Annotated in this window: 10 protein-coding genes; 5 read left to right on the top strand and 5 right to left on the bottom strand. The window is 69.5% G+C overall.

The annotated features are described in order from the left end of the window. Window positions 1–2: 2 nt before the first annotated feature. From acnA to ABTZ54_RS12810, 4 genes are all read right to left on the bottom strand, one after another. Window positions 3–2717: an aconitate hydratase AcnA gene (gene acnA, locus ABTZ54_RS12795; protein ID WP_351661034.1), complete on the bottom strand. Its 2715-nt coding sequence runs from the start codon at window positions 2715–2717 to the stop codon at window positions 3–5. Between the two features lie 228 nt (window positions 2718–2945). Then, complete coding sequence (locus ABTZ54_RS12800; RefSeq protein WP_351661037.1) at window positions 2946–3638, bottom strand: N-acetyltransferase; 693 nt, start codon at window positions 3636–3638, stop codon at window positions 2946–2948. An 80-nt stretch (window positions 3639–3718) separates the two neighbouring features. Beyond that, window positions 3719–4495 (bottom strand): dienelactone hydrolase family protein, encoded by a 777-nt coding sequence (locus ABTZ54_RS12805; RefSeq protein ID WP_351661039.1) that lies wholly within the window; start codon window positions 4493–4495, stop codon window positions 3719–3721. A 177-nt stretch (window positions 4496–4672) separates the two neighbouring features. Further along, window positions 4673–5542, bottom strand: coding sequence for an alpha/beta fold hydrolase (locus tag ABTZ54_RS12810; protein WP_351661042.1), 870 nt, complete (start codon window positions 5540–5542; stop codon window positions 4673–4675). Window positions 5543–5608: 66 nt separating this feature from the next. Between ABTZ54_RS12810 and ABTZ54_RS12815 the strand changes: the two genes are divergently transcribed. The 5 genes from ABTZ54_RS12815 (at window position 5609) to ABTZ54_RS12835 (ending at window position 10709) form a co-directional block, all read left to right on the top strand. Continuing rightward, window positions 5609–6247 (top strand): sigma-70 family RNA polymerase sigma factor, encoded by a 639-nt coding sequence (locus ABTZ54_RS12815; RefSeq protein ID WP_351661044.1) that lies wholly within the window; start codon window positions 5609–5611, stop codon window positions 6245–6247. 76 nt (window positions 6248–6323) lie between these two features. Next, the gene (locus ABTZ54_RS12820) at window positions 6324–6683 is read left to right on the top strand and encodes a VOC family protein (RefSeq protein WP_351661047.1); all 360 of its coding nucleotides are present in this window, start codon (window positions 6324–6326) and stop codon (window positions 6681–6683) included. Window positions 6684–6730: 47 nt separating this feature from the next. Next, a complete protein-coding gene (locus ABTZ54_RS12825) occupies window positions 6731–8260 on the top strand; it encodes a helix-turn-helix domain-containing protein (RefSeq protein WP_351661050.1) in 1530 nt (509 codons plus the stop codon). A 189-nt stretch (window positions 8261–8449) separates the two neighbouring features. Continuing rightward, entirely contained in the window at window positions 8450–10336 is a 1887-nt protein-coding gene (locus ABTZ54_RS12830) for a DNA/RNA helicase domain-containing protein (RefSeq protein ID WP_351661052.1), read from the top strand. A gap of 244 nt (window positions 10337–10580) precedes the next feature. Beyond that, a complete protein-coding gene (locus ABTZ54_RS12835; protein WP_351661055.1) occupies window positions 10581–10709 on the top strand; it encodes a DUF6408 family protein in 129 nt (42 codons plus the stop codon). A gap of 56 nt (window positions 10710–10765) precedes the next feature. Here the strand turns inward: ABTZ54_RS12835 and ABTZ54_RS12840 are convergent, their stop codons facing one another. Next, window positions 10766–12901 carry a DUF2075 domain-containing protein gene (locus ABTZ54_RS12840; protein ID WP_351661058.1) on the bottom strand — a complete coding sequence of 712 codons (2136 nt, stop codon included), beginning with the start codon at window positions 12899–12901 and terminating at the stop codon, window positions 10766–10768. Window positions 12902–13362: the final 461 nt, after the last annotated feature.

Consider the following 13362-nt stretch of genomic DNA (forward strand, 5'->3'; position numbering starts at 1 on the left):
CCTTAGCCGCGGATCAGGTTGCGCAGCACGTACTGCATGATGCCGCCGTTGCGGTAGTAGTCCGCCTCACCGGGGGTGTCGATGCGGACGACCGCGTCGAACTCGACACCGGTGTCGGTGGTGACCTTGACCGTGCTCGGGGTCGTGCCCTCGTTCAGCTCGGTGATGCCCGCGATGGAGAAGGTCTCCTCGCCGGTCAGGCCGAGCGAGTCGGCCGTCTGGCCGGCCGGGAACTGGAGCGGGAGGACGCCCATGCCGATGAGGTTCGAGCGGTGGATGCGCTCGTACGACTCGGTGATGACGGCCTTGACGCCGAGGAGCGCGGTGCCCTTGGCCGCCCAGTCGCGGGACGAGCCGGAGCCGTACTCCTTGCCGCCCAGGATGACCAGCGGGGTGCCGGCGGCCTGGTAGTTCTGCGAGGCGTCGTAGATGAACGACACCGGCGCGTCGGCCTGGGTGAAGTCGCGGGTGAAGCCGCCCTCGGTGCCCGGCGCGATCTGGTTGCGCAGGCGGATGTTGGCGAAGGTGCCGCGGATCATGACCTCGTGGTTGCCACGGCGCGAGCCGTAGGAGTTGAAGTCACGACGCTCCACACCGTGCTCGGTGAGGTACTTGCCGGCCGGGGTGTCGGCCTTGATGGCACCGGCCGGGGAGATGTGGTCGGTGGTGACCGAGTCGCCCAGCTTGGCCAGGACACGGGCGCCGGCGATGTCGGTGACCGGGGTGGTCTCCATCGTCATGCCCTCGAAGTACGGGGGCTTGCGCACGTAGGTGGACTCGGCGTCCCACTCGAAGGTGTTGCCGGTCGGGATCGAGAGCGCCTGCCACTGGGCGTCGCCCGCGAACACGTCCTGGTAGGACTTGTTGAACATGTCCTCGCCGATGGCGTTGGCGACGACGTCGTTGACCTCGGCCTCGGAGGGCCAGATGTCCGCGAGGTAGACCGGCTTGCCGTCCTGGTCCACGCCGAGGGCGTCCTTGGTGATGTCCACCTTCATGGAGCCCGCGATGGCGTACGCGACGACCAGCGGCGGGGAGGCCAGGTAGTTCATCTTGACGTCGGGGTTGATGCGCCCCTCGAAGTTACGGTTGCCCGAGAGCACCGAGGTCACGGCCAGGTCGTGCTCGTTGACGGCCTTGGAGACCTCCTCCGGCAGCGGGCCGGAGTTGCCGATGCAGGTGGTGCAGCCGTAGCCGACGAGGTTGAAGCCGACCTTGTCGAGGTACGGGGTCAGGCCCGCCTTGTCGAAGTAGTCGGTGACGACCTTCGAGCCCGGGGCGAGGGTGGTCTTGACCCACGGCTTGCGGGTCAGGCCCTTCTCCACGGCCTTCTTCGCGACGAGGGCGGCGGCGACCATCACGTACGGGTTCGACGTGTTGGTGCAGGAGGTGATCGCGGCGACGGTGACGGCGCCGTGGTCGATCGTGTAGGTGGTGCCGTCGGGGGCGGTCACCTCGACCGGGTTCGACGGGACACCGTTGCTGACGGCCGGGGCGTCGGAGGCCGGGAAGGACTCCTCGCCCGCCTCGTCGGCGGTGGTGACGTAGTTGCGGACGTCGCTCTTGAACTGCTCGGCGGCGTTCGCGAGGACGATGCGGTCCTGCGGGCGCTTCGGGCCGGCGATCGACGGGACGACCGTGGAGAGGTCGAGCTCCAGCTTCTCGGAGAAGTCGGGCTCGGCGGCCGGGTCGAGCCAGAGGCCCTGCTCCTTGGCGTACGCCTCGACGAGCGCGACCTGCTGCTCGGAGCGGCCGGTGAGCTTGAGGTAGTTCAGGGTCTCGCCGTCGATCGGGAAGACCGCGGCGGTGGAGCCGAACTCGGGCGACATGTTGCCGATGGTGGCGCGGTTCGCGAGGGAGGTGGCGGCGACGCCCTCACCGTAGAACTCGACGAACTTGCCGACGACACCGTGCTTGCGCAGCATCTCGGTGATGGTCAGCACGAGGTCGGTGGCGGTGGTGCCGGCCGGGAGCTCGCCGGTCAGCTTGAAGCCGACGACGCGCGGGATCAGCATGGAGACCGGCTGGCCGAGCATGGCGGCCTCGGCCTCGATGCCGCCGACGCCCCAGCCGAGCACACCGAGGCCGTTGACCATGGTGGTGTGGGAGTCGGTGCCGACGAGGGTGTCGGGGTACGCCTGGCCGTTGCGGACCATGACGGTGCGGGCCAGGTGCTCGATGTTCACCTGGTGCACGATGCCGGTGCCCGGGGGGACGACCTTGAAGTCGTCGAAGGCGGTCTGGCCCCAGCGCAGGAACTGGTAGCGCTCCTTGTTGCGGCCGTACTCCAGCTCGACGTTCTGCGCGAAGGCGTCGTTGGTGCCGAACTTGTCGGCGATGACGGAGTGGTCGATGACCATCTCGGCCGGGGAGAGCGGGTTGATCTTCGCCGGGTCACCGCCGAGGGCGGCGACGGCCTCACGCATGGTGGCGAGGTCGACGACGCAGGGCACGCCGGTGAAGTCCTGCATGATCACGCGCGCCGGCGTGAACTGGATCTCCTGGCTCGGCTGGGCCTGGGAGTCCCAGTCGCCGAGCGCACGGATGTGGTCGGCGGTGATGTTCGCGCCGTCCTCGGTGCGGAGCAGGTTCTCCAGGAGAACCTTCAGGCTGTAAGGCAGCCGGGCGGAGCCCTCGACCTTGTCCAGCTTGAAGATCTCGTACGACTCGTCACCCACGCGCAGCGTGGCGCGGGCGTCGAAGCTGTTCGCCGACACGACAGTCTCCTTCATATATGTGCGCGTTCCACCACATCCTGCCGCCACGTACTCGTCGTCGATCCGCTAAGGTAAGGCTAAGTTAGGTAACCCTTACCGGGGTGGCGGCAGCGGTGCGCCTCGGCAGATATCTCGATGTCGAGATAACTCTAGTACATCACCGGCGGTCGGTCATGCCCGGCATGGCTGTGCTGCCGCGACGAAGACCGATCGATGCGTGGCCGCCGCTCACGCCGAGTAGGCGCGGCTGAGCGCGGCAAGGTCGGCGCGGGCCCGCTTGCGCAGGATCCGGGGCTCGTCGTGGGCGGTGTCGAGCAGGTACAGGGACGACGGGGGAAGCCGGCGGAAGCCGATGCCGCGCCACACGCCGTCCAGAATCGTGGAGGGCACGGGCGACCACCGGCTGTCAGCCGTCGGCGGGTGATCCGGGCACTCGTTGGTGTACGCGTCCGTGACCACCGCGCAGCAGCCGTCGGCCAGGGCCCAGATCGCCTCCGCCAGCAAGGCGGCCTCGACTCCGGTCCCCTGCCACTCGGGCGCCAGGCAGACGTTGTGCACGGCCAGTACGTCACCCTCGGCGGACGAGACCATGTCCGCGAACCTCGCCCGGAGGCTGCCGTCCCAGTCGAACAGGAACAGGGAGAGCTGGGCCAACCAGTGGTCGTCGCCTTCCGCCGCGGAAGGCGGCGCACAGTCCGACGGGTTGTCCCCGCGCAACCGGTACAACGTCATCATGCCGATCTCACCGCCCGTGGTTCGGCCGGGAAGCTGAGGGGCGACGATCGTGACCGTCCATTCCTCGATCGCGTCGTACTCCTCACTGGCCAGCACGGGCTGGACCTTCCGATGGACCAGACACAACCGCCCGGGATCGGCGGGCAGCTTGTCGATGTCGATCGGGAATCCGTCGGGGGTGGCCATGACCAGCGAGAATACGCGCCGTGTGGCGTCCCGGCGGAGTGCGAGCGCCGGGGGCTCCCCCGGCGCTCGGCGTTACGGCGTCACTTCAGGTGCCGGGTGAAGAACCGGTCCGCGGCCTCCGCCGCGAAGCGGGGGACGCCGGAGTGGCCGCCCATGTTGGCGTGCAGGGTCTTCTCCTTCGAGCCGAACGCGTCGAACAGGTCCAGGGCGGCCTGGCGCTCGTTGCCCTCGTCGTCCCACTGGAGCAGGACGTGGAGCGGGATGGTGACCTCGCGGGCCTCCTCGAACATGGTGCGGGGCACGAAGCTGCCGGCGAACAGGGCGGCGGCCTCGATGCGCGGCTCGACCCGCGCGAGGCGGATGCCGATGGAGATCACTCCCCCCGAGTAGCCGACCGGACCCCCGATCCCGGGCAGCGCGAGGAGGGCGTCCAGGGCGGCCCGCCATTCCGGGACCGCCCTGTCCACGAGCGGGAGGACGAGGGCGTCGACGATCTCGTCGCCGACCGGCTCACCCGCCCGCATCACCCGGCCCAGGTCGGCGCGGGCCTGTTCGAGGGCGTCCCAGCGGGGCCGGTCGCCGATCCCCGGGAGCTCGATGGTGGCCGCGGCGAAACCTTCCGCCACGGCGTGCCGGGCGCGGTCCACCAGGCGGGGGTACATGGGGCGCAGGCCGAGGGGAGGGTGGCCGAGGAGGATCAGGGGGAGGGGGGTGGAGGGGGAGGCAGGCGCGGGCGCGGGCGCGGGCGCGGGCGTCCAGAGGATGCCGGGGATGTCGCCGAGGGTGAACTCGCGCTCGATGACGTCGCCGCCACGGTCGCCGTCGAGACGCTGCTCGGAAGTGAAGTCGAGATGCATGGTCGTGCCTTTCGGGAGGGCTCGGAAAACGGCGCTCCCGGACGACCTGCTCTATCGCCCGACCGTGACCCCGGAGGGGAGCACCCATGTCGAAACTGCGTTCACGGGTACCACCTCCTCGTTCTCTCGCACGGCCTCCGGAAACGTAACAGCGCCGCGGCCGGTCCGGCAAAGGGTTTAAAGGGTTTGAAGGGTTGAGGCGAGGAACGCGGCCAGGGTCGCCGTGAACCGCCCGGGGTCGTCGAGCCAGGGGTAGTGCCCGGCGCCCGGCTGGACGGTGAGGGCGGCGCCCGGGAAGACGGCGGCGAACTCCGCCACCGCGCTCGGCGGGCTGTTCAGGTCGTGCGCCCCGGCGAGCAGCAGGACCGGGGAGGGGAACGCGGCGAGCGCGGCGCGGGTGGCGTCCGGCGTGAAGGCCCCGTCGGCGCCGAAACCGGCGACGGCCTCGGGGTTGTCGGGGCGGCCCGCGAGGTGATGGCGCCGGGCGGCCTCGTCCCAGCGGCCGTACAGGAAGGGCGCGACGGCCTCCCAGTCGCTCCCCGTCCCCGCGACGATCGCCTCCAGGGCGGCGAAGGCCGCCGGGAACCACGGCTCACCCGCCCGCTCCAGCGCGACCTCGCGGCGCGCGTCGGCGGTGACGTCCACGCCGACGGCCCGCGTCCCGGGCGCGACCAGGGCGAGCCGGCCGACGCGGTGGGGGTGGCGGGCGGCGTACTGGGCGGCGAGGTTGGCGCCGGCGGAGTGGCCGAGCAGGTCGACGCGGTCGAGGCCGAGGTGGCGGCGGAGCGCCTCGATGTCGTCGACGAGACGGTCGCAGCGGTACGAGGAGGGGTCGGCGGGCACGGCGGAGCGGCCGGTGCCGCGCAGGTCCGGGATCACCAGGGTGCGGTGGGCGGACAGTCCGCCGAGGTCGCCGAGGTAGGCGGAGTCGGCGGGGCCGCCCGGCACACAGAGGAGCGGGGCGCCGGAGCCGACCCGCCGGTGGGCGAGGCGGGTGCCGTCGGGGGCGGTGAGGAACAGCTCGGGTGACGTCTCGACAGGTCTCATAACCGGGTTATATAACGTGGTTATGAGACCTGTCGAGAGACCGGGGCCGCCCGGTATAACTGGAGAGTGACCCCCGACGACAGCGCGAGCACGACCCCGACCCCGACCGCCACCCCGCCCTCCGACCTGACCGAAGGCCAGGTCGCGGACCTGTTCGCCGGGATGAACGAGGTCATCCGGGCGGGCGAGGAGATGCGACGGCTGCGCGCCGAGACGATCCAGCTGCTGGCCGGGGCGGGCTGGACACAGGACCGGCTGGCGCGGCTGGCCGGGATGAGCCAGCCGGCCGTCTCGAAGCAGGTGTCGAGGCCCCGCGCCACGGACGCGGCGGAGCTCTCGCTCGACCGGGACGACACGCCGTGGCTCGAAGGACGCCTGTGGGGCCTCGCCGAGGAGTTGTCGGAGGCCCTGGACGACACCGCCCACTGCTCGCGGTCCGTACGGGCCCTGACCCGCGGCCGGAAGCGCTTCACCCCGCAGAACGTGGACGCACTGCGCCGCCTGGTCGAGGCCGACCTGCGGGAGCGCGCGACGGAACTGCCGGGCGCGTACCGGGCCGCGTACGACGGGATCGCCCGGGGCCTCGACGTACGGGACGCGCGAGGCGGGACGGCCGACACCGGTCCGACCGACGCAGGTCCGGCTTCGGCACACCGGGCACTGGCCCGCCGGATCGAGCGCATCCGACTCAGGAACACCGACTGACACCCCGTACGCCCTACACACCCCCTATAGCCGCATAACAATTGCCGCAAATCCCCCACCCATGGACGATTGACCCATGTTCAGCGGTGCGCATGTGATCCTCTACACCCGGGACGCGGAGGCGGACCGTGCCTTCCTCAAGGACGTGCTCGGCTTCGACCACGTCGACGCGGGGCGCGGCTGGCTCGTCTTCGCGCTGCCGCCCGCCGAGGTCGCGGTGCACCCGACGGACGGGGAGCCGAGGCACGAGCTCTACCTGATGTGCGAGGACATCACGGCGACCCTGACCCGCCTGGCGGACCGGGGAGCCGAGGTCTCACGCGCCGTCAGCGACCAGGGGTGGGGCCTGCTCGCGGCCGTGCGGCTGCCGAGCGGGGCCGAACTGCCGCTGTACGAGCCGCGTCACCCCACTGCGCACACCCTGTCACTCCAATGACTCACCCCACCGCGAGCGCCATCTCATATCTGAGATAACGTGACGACATGGCAGACGACTACCTCGTACGCATCGGCAAGCTCATCCGTGACGCCCGCCAGCACCGTGGCTGGACGCAGACGCAGCTGGCCGAGGCGCTCGGCACGAGCCAGAGCGCGGTCAACCGGATCGAGCGCGGCAACCAGAACATCAGCCTTGAGATGATCGCCCGTATCGGCGAAGCGCTCGACAGCGAGATCGTCTCTCTCGGTTACGCCGGTCCGATGCACCTGCGGGTCGTCGGCCGCCGCCGCCTCTCCGGCGCCATCGACGTCAAGACGAGCAAGAACGCGTGCGTCGCGCTGCTCTGCGCCTCGCTCCTGAACAAGGGCCGCACGGTGCTGCGCCGGGTCGCCCGCATCGAGGAGGTCTTCCGCCTCCTGGAGGTCCTCAACTCCATCGGCGTCCGCACCCGCTGGATCAACGAGGGCGTCGACCTGGAGATCGTGCCGCCGGCCGAGCTGGACATGGAGTCGATCGACGCGGAGGCGGCGATCCGCACCCGCTCCATCATCATGTTCCTCGGCCCGCTGCTGCACCGTCTGGACCGCTTCAAGCTGCCGTACGCCGGCGGCTGCGACCTCGGCACCCGCACGATCGAGCCGCACATGATCGCGCTGCGCCGCTTCGGCCTCGACATCACGGCGACCGACAACCTGTACCACGCCCAGGTGGAGCGCTCCGTCTCCCCCGACCGCCCGATCGTCCTGACCGAGCGCGGCGACACGGTGACCGAGAACGCCCTGCTCGCGGCGGCCCGCCACGACGGCGTGACCGTCATCCGCAACGCCTCCTCCAACTACATGGTCCAGGACCTGTGCTTCTTCCTGGAGGCGCTGGGCGTCAGGGTCGACGGCATCGGCACCACCACGCTGACGGTGCACGGCGTCCCGCAGATCGACGTCGACGTCGACTACTCCCCCTCCGAGGACCCGGTCGAGGCGATGAGCCTGCTCGCCGCGGCGGTCGTCACGGAGTCCGAGCTGACCATCCGCCGGGTCCCCATCGAGTTCATGGAGATCGAGCTGGCGGTCCTGGAGGAGATGGGCCTCGACCACGACCGCTCGCCCGAGTACGCGGCGGACAACGGCCGCACCCGCCTGGTCGACCTGACGGTCCGCCCCTCCAAACTGGAGGCGCCGATCGACAAGATCCACCCGATGCCCTTCCCGGGCCTCAACATCGACAACGTCCCCTTCTTCGCGGCCATCGCTGCCACGGCCCAGGGCAAGACCCTGATCCACGACTGGGTCTACGACAACCGCGCCATCTACCTCACCGACCTCAACCGCCTCGGCGGCCGCCTCCAGCTCCTGGACCCCCACCGCGTCCTGGTCGAAGGCCCCACCCGCTGGCGCGCCGCCGAAATGATGTGCCCCCCGGCCCTCCGCCCGGCCGTGGTGGTCCTCCTCGCGATGATGGCCGCCGAGGGCACGTCGGTCCTGCGCAACGTCTACGTCATCAACCGGGGCTACGAGGAGCTCGCGGAGCGGCTCAACTCGGTGGGGGCACAGATCGAGATCTTCCGGGACATCTGAGCGGCACGGCCGCCGGCACCGGTGCCGGCGGCCGTGACCGCCGCGCAGCTCCGAGTGCGTGATCCACCTGCTGTTCTAGGATGAACCCGACCATCTCAGCGGCCCGACGGGCTTCCGCTCCACTCACGTGGACCTGAAGGACATGCCCCCACCCGCACGAGTCACTTCGTGCTGCCTGGGGGCATTCCCGTGCTGTTCCGTGAGTCCGCGGCGTCGTTGGCCACTCGCACACACGTCGAAGGCCGACTGGCGCAGCTTCTTACCGAGAACTTCCTGCACAAACACCGCCACCGGCCCCAGCCGTCGGAGGTGCGCTCCTGGGAACGCAGCATCCCCGCGCTGACCAACGCGCTGATCGAGGCCGGTCTCGGTGAGGTCGAGATGCTGCTGGAGTACGGGCTGCCCCTGACCAGCAAGCGCGCGGACGTGATACTGGCCGGCGTCCATCCGGCCTCCGGCGAGCCCTCGTACGTGGTCGTGGAGCTGAAGCAGTGGAGCGACGCCTACCCGGAGGAGGGTGATCCGCTGCTGTGCCGCATCGACGCCTACCCGGATCCGGTCCTCAACCCCATCGAGCAGGTGCGGGGCTACTGCGACTACCTGGTCTCGTTCAACGGAGCTCTGGAAGCCGTTCCGGAGTCGGTCTCGGGGGTCGCCTACCTGCACAACGCTACGGAGTTCGGAGTCGCGGGGCTCCGGGCCGTGCCGGAGGACGATCGGGGCCGGATGTTCACCGGCGACCAGCGTGGAGCCTTCATCGGCTACCTGCGTTCCAGGCTGGCGCCGAAGCCCGGTGCCGAGGCAGCCGACATGCTGCTGCAAGGAAAGGTCCGGCCGTCCAGGCAGCTCATGGCCGTCGCCGCCGAGGAGGTGCGGACCCGGGAACAGTTCGTGCTCCTGGACGAACAGCGACTCGCCTACGAAACGGTCATGTCGGCGGTCCGGCAGGCCCGTCGGTCCAACCGCAAGCAGGTCGTGGTCGTCACCGGCGGGCCGGGCTCCGGCAAGAGCGTGATCGCGCTCTCCCTGTTGGGTGAGCTCTACCGACGCGGGGTGCCCACGCTGCACGCCACCGGTTCGCAGTCCTTCACGAAGACGATGCGCAAGGTCGCCGGTGCCCGCAAGCCCGAGGTCCAGCGGCTCTTCCGCTATTTCAACAGCTTCATGGAGGCGGAGCCCAACGATCTCGACGTGCTGGTGTGCGACGAGGCGCACCGGCTCCGCAAGACCTCCGCCAACCGCTACACCAAGGCGGCGCTGCGGACCGGCAGGCCGCAGGTGGCGGAGCTGATGGACGCCGCCCGGGTTCCGGTGTTCCTGCTCGATCAGCACCAGGTCGTACGTCCGGGTGAGATGGGAACCGTGGAACAGATCCAGGCGGCCGCGACCGAACTCGATCTGGACTGCACGGTGGTGAGGCTGGACAGCCAGTTCCGGTGCGGTGGCAGCGACGCCTACCTGCGGTGGGTGGTCGACCTGCTGGGACTCGAGGGCGACGCGCCCACCGTGTGGGAGCCGGACGACAAGGTGCAGCTCCTGACCGCCGACAGCCCGCAGGAGCTGGAGGACCTTCTGGCCGACCGGCGCTCACAGGGTTACGGCGCGCGCATGTCGGCGGGCTACTGCTGGAAGTGGACGACGAAGATCACTTCCGGCATGCACGCCCTGCCCACCGACGTGGTCATCGGCGACTGGGCCAGGCCGTGGAACCTGTACGGCGACCGCGCCCTGCTCGGCGCGCCGCCGGCACCCCTCTGGGCCACCGACCCCGCCGGGTTCGGACAGGTCGGTTGCGTCTACACGGCGCAGGGGTTCGAGTACGACTGGTCCGGAGTGATCATGGGGCCGGACCTCGTGTGGCGCACCGACCGATGGGTCGTGGACCGCAGCGCGTCCAAGGACCCGTCCTTCACCAAAGCCACCCCGGACGAGGACGTCGACCGCCTTGTCCGCAACACGTACAAGGTGTTGCTGACCCGGGGCATGATCGGCACCATCGTCTACTCGACGGACCCGGAGACCCGCGAGAAGCTCCGCTCGCTGATCCCTCCGTCGCTCCAGCCGCCCACGGCGTGAAGTCCCACCGATGTGGTGCGCGCGTGCATCACCGAGCGCACCACATCGTCCGGAGCCGACTCACGCGCTAGCATCATCGGGCTGCGCACCTTCCCGGAGGGTATGCGGTTGCTGTTCCTGTGCTCGCCCCAATGAGCCGTGGATGACGAATGGTTGTGCCCGTCGTGTGGCGACACTCGACGTGAGCGTGGATACCCGGTAGGGCGTCCCCCTGCCATTCCGATCCCACAGCTCTGGAGTGGCCATGACCTCAGCCGAGTACAAGCCTGCGCGTCGTGAACGGATCCGCGCGATCCTGATCGAGATCGCTGCCTCGGTCGTCTCCAACCTTCTGGTGACGGCCCTGATGGCGGTTGCGAGTCTGCTCTTCTAGCGCAGACCAGTGGCGGGCCCGGTGAGCCCGCCACCTCACTCGCGCGACGGCGCTCGTCAGAACAGCGGCAGTTCAGTGGCCTGCGGCCCCCCTCCCTTCCGGCGCTTCCCCCTGCTTCCGCCTCTACCCCTACCCCGACTCCGGCCGGGCCTGGGCAGATGTGGCCTGAGTGCCTCCACCGGCAGGTTCTCCCAGGTGGGCCGCAATCCGTGGATCTCGACCTCGCCGACGAGCTGCTTGAGATACTCCCGGGTCTCCTCGTCGGTGGAGTAGAGCACCGTCGCGCGGCTGGCCCGGGTCATGAGCACGTGGTAGGCGTGCCGGACGAGGCGTGCGAACTCCTCGTCGTCGACACTCCTTGGCTTCACCTTCGGGTCGAACGAACCCGGCTCGGCGACGCGCTTGATGCCCGGCTCCGCCGTCTTGAGTTCCTTGCCCCGGCGGAACTCCCATCGGTCGCCGCGGCGCACCATGTCCTCACCCATGATCACACCGCACCAGTCCCATTCGAGGCCCTGCGCGGTGTAGACACAGCCGATCTGGTCGAGGCCGTTCTCGTGCACGGACCAGATCTTCGACGGCGGCGCCCCGCCCTCGCAGAAGGAAACGCTGTCCGCGTTCCACGGCCGGTGCCACTGACCGATGCGGACGTCGGCTTCCAGCCGTCGCTCCTTGCCCTGCGGCTTCGTCCACGGCCAGCAGTAGCCGGCCACCATGCGCGCGGAAGCGCCGGCGTGCGCTTCCGTACGGATGATCCGCTCGAGCTCCTCCGGGCTGTCCGCCACTTCGATGTGCATCAGTCCATCCGGCCGCCACGTGCCCGGCTCCTCGTCCGTCACACCGAGCAACGCCTGTACCCAACGGATGTAGGAACCGCTGCCCCCACATCGGAACTGCTCCCGCAGCTTGTACCGAAGGACTTGAGCGGCGTGCCGTTCGGCCGCTTCCTCGATGAGACCCACGGTGCCGACGTCGCTCGGTCGCACCGACTGGCCCTCGTCCAGGAAGAACACCGTCAACCGGGACGCCGCGAGGAGTTCGTCCACCTGCGGGCCCGTCCCCCAGTCCTCGGGTTTCCAGAACCGGCTGGTCGACCTGTCCCGAAGTCGATGCGCCTCGTCGCAGATCAGCACGTCCAGGGGCGGGTCGGGTGGGGTGACGAAGTTTTTGAAGTAGGTGAAGCTCTCCCTGAACTCGCGGTCACCGTAGCCGACGTGTTCCTGAAGGGCCCCGTTGAAGGCGCGGCTGCCGCTGGCGTAGTTGACCGTACGGCCCTGGGCTTCCAGTTCCGCCTTGATCTGCAGACCGATCGCGCTCTTCCCCGTTCCCGCGCCACCCGTCACTAGGAAGACCACCCGCCTTTCGTCCTGCACCAGGGCGGGACGCCGGGGGTCCGGCAGGAGCTTCGAAGCCGTCTCGAGTACCTGGTCGGCCACCTCCTTCTGCCGCCCGCGCAGGGTGAAGACGGTGTCGGCCCCGCGCGACCAGATCATGGCGTCGAGCAACGGGGTGTTACGAAGCCCCATGCTCTGCAGCATCATCTCGGCGATGGAGGCCGCGCCTTCCTCGGCGAAACTCTTCCTGAGGTCGGACAGCAACTGCTCACGCCGATCGCTCGTGTACACACGGGCATACGAGCCCGTCGGCGCGTCCACGTCGATCAGATCCCGTACGGATTCGTCGGTGGCGTTGTGCAGATAGGCGAAACCTCCGCATTCGAAGTCGGCTCCCTGAAAGGGGCCCCGTTCGCTCGTGAACGCCTCGTGATAGACGGCCAATTGCAGGGCCGGGTGCTTCTTGCCCTCTTCGATCCACGGTACGTGCAAGAGATCCGCGGTCGCCCGTTCCACCCGGCTCACCGTCGACCAGCGCTTCAACTCGACCAACTGGACGGAGGGCACGTGCCGCACGGGATGGCGCCCCACCAGAACGACATCGATGAGGCGGGGTTCACCGGAGCAGATTTCCTCGTCCAGCGTGGCGGCACACTCGACGATCATCTCGACGTTGCCACGTCCCGCCGCGACCAGGTCGTTGGCGAGGTTCACCAGACTCTCCGCCCAGGCGGCGCGCTCCGACTCCGAGGCATCCGCGCCCCGGAAGAACCGCCATCGAGCGGCAAGGTGCGGCACCATCCGGTCGCGCGAGTCGAGCGTGAGCAGATCCTGCGCGGACAGCTTCAGCAGGAGCATGGACACGAGAGGGTTCCCCCAGGGCACGAGTGATTCGTGCGGGTGGGGGCATGTCCTGTTCAGGAAGCCCGTCGGGCCGCAATCCGGTTGCCATGATCCTAGACAAAGCCCGGACCATCCAGGTCCGAGCGTACGCCCACCGTCGGCGTCACGGACGGTGGGCGTACCTCCTGAATGCAGGTCAGCGGATCCAGAAGAAGTCCTGGCGCGCCGACGTCAGGCTGCTCCCGGTGCCGTAGTGGCCCAGGGCGTAGACCTCCAGGGTGCAGGGGCCCGCCCTCGCGGCCCTCGTGGTCCACGGCGACCAGGCAGTAGGAGGAGCGGCCGACGGGGGCGGTGCGGTCGGTGACCGTGGTGCTCGCGTTGACCAGGTCTACGGCGGTCCACACTCCCCTGGCGTCCGCGCGGCGGAGGCGGTAGCCGCTGTCGCGGTCGGTGCGCCTGGGGGTGCCGGTGAGCGG

Origin of the sequence: Streptomyces sp. NPDC094032, assembly GCF_040303965.1 — a bacterium.
Taxonomy (GTDB): Bacteria; Actinomycetota; Actinomycetes; order Streptomycetales; family Streptomycetaceae; genus Streptomyces.

Coding starts and splice junctions, on each gene's coding strand:
- ABTZ54_RS12825 (WP_351661050.1), top strand. CDS start 6,731: ATGGCAGACGACTACCTCGTACGCATCGGCAAGCTCATCCGTGACGCC.
- ABTZ54_RS12810 (WP_351661042.1), bottom strand. CDS start 5,542: ATGAGACCTGTCGAGACGTCACCCGAGCTGTTCCTCACCGCCCCCGAC.
- ABTZ54_RS12835 (WP_351661055.1), top strand. CDS start 10,581: ATGACCTCAGCCGAGTACAAGCCTGCGCGTCGTGAACGGATCCGCGCG.
- ABTZ54_RS12840 (WP_351661058.1), bottom strand. CDS start 12,901: ATGCTCCTGCTGAAGCTGTCCGCGCAGGATCTGCTCACGCTCGACTCG.
- ABTZ54_RS12805 (WP_351661039.1), bottom strand. CDS start 4,495: ATGCATCTCGACTTCACTTCCGAGCAGCGTCTCGACGGCGACCGTGGC.
- ABTZ54_RS12820 (WP_351661047.1), top strand. CDS start 6,324: ATGTTCAGCGGTGCGCATGTGATCCTCTACACCCGGGACGCGGAGGCG.
- ABTZ54_RS12800 (WP_351661037.1), bottom strand. CDS start 3,638: ATGGCCACCCCCGACGGATTCCCGATCGACATCGACAAGCTGCCCGCC.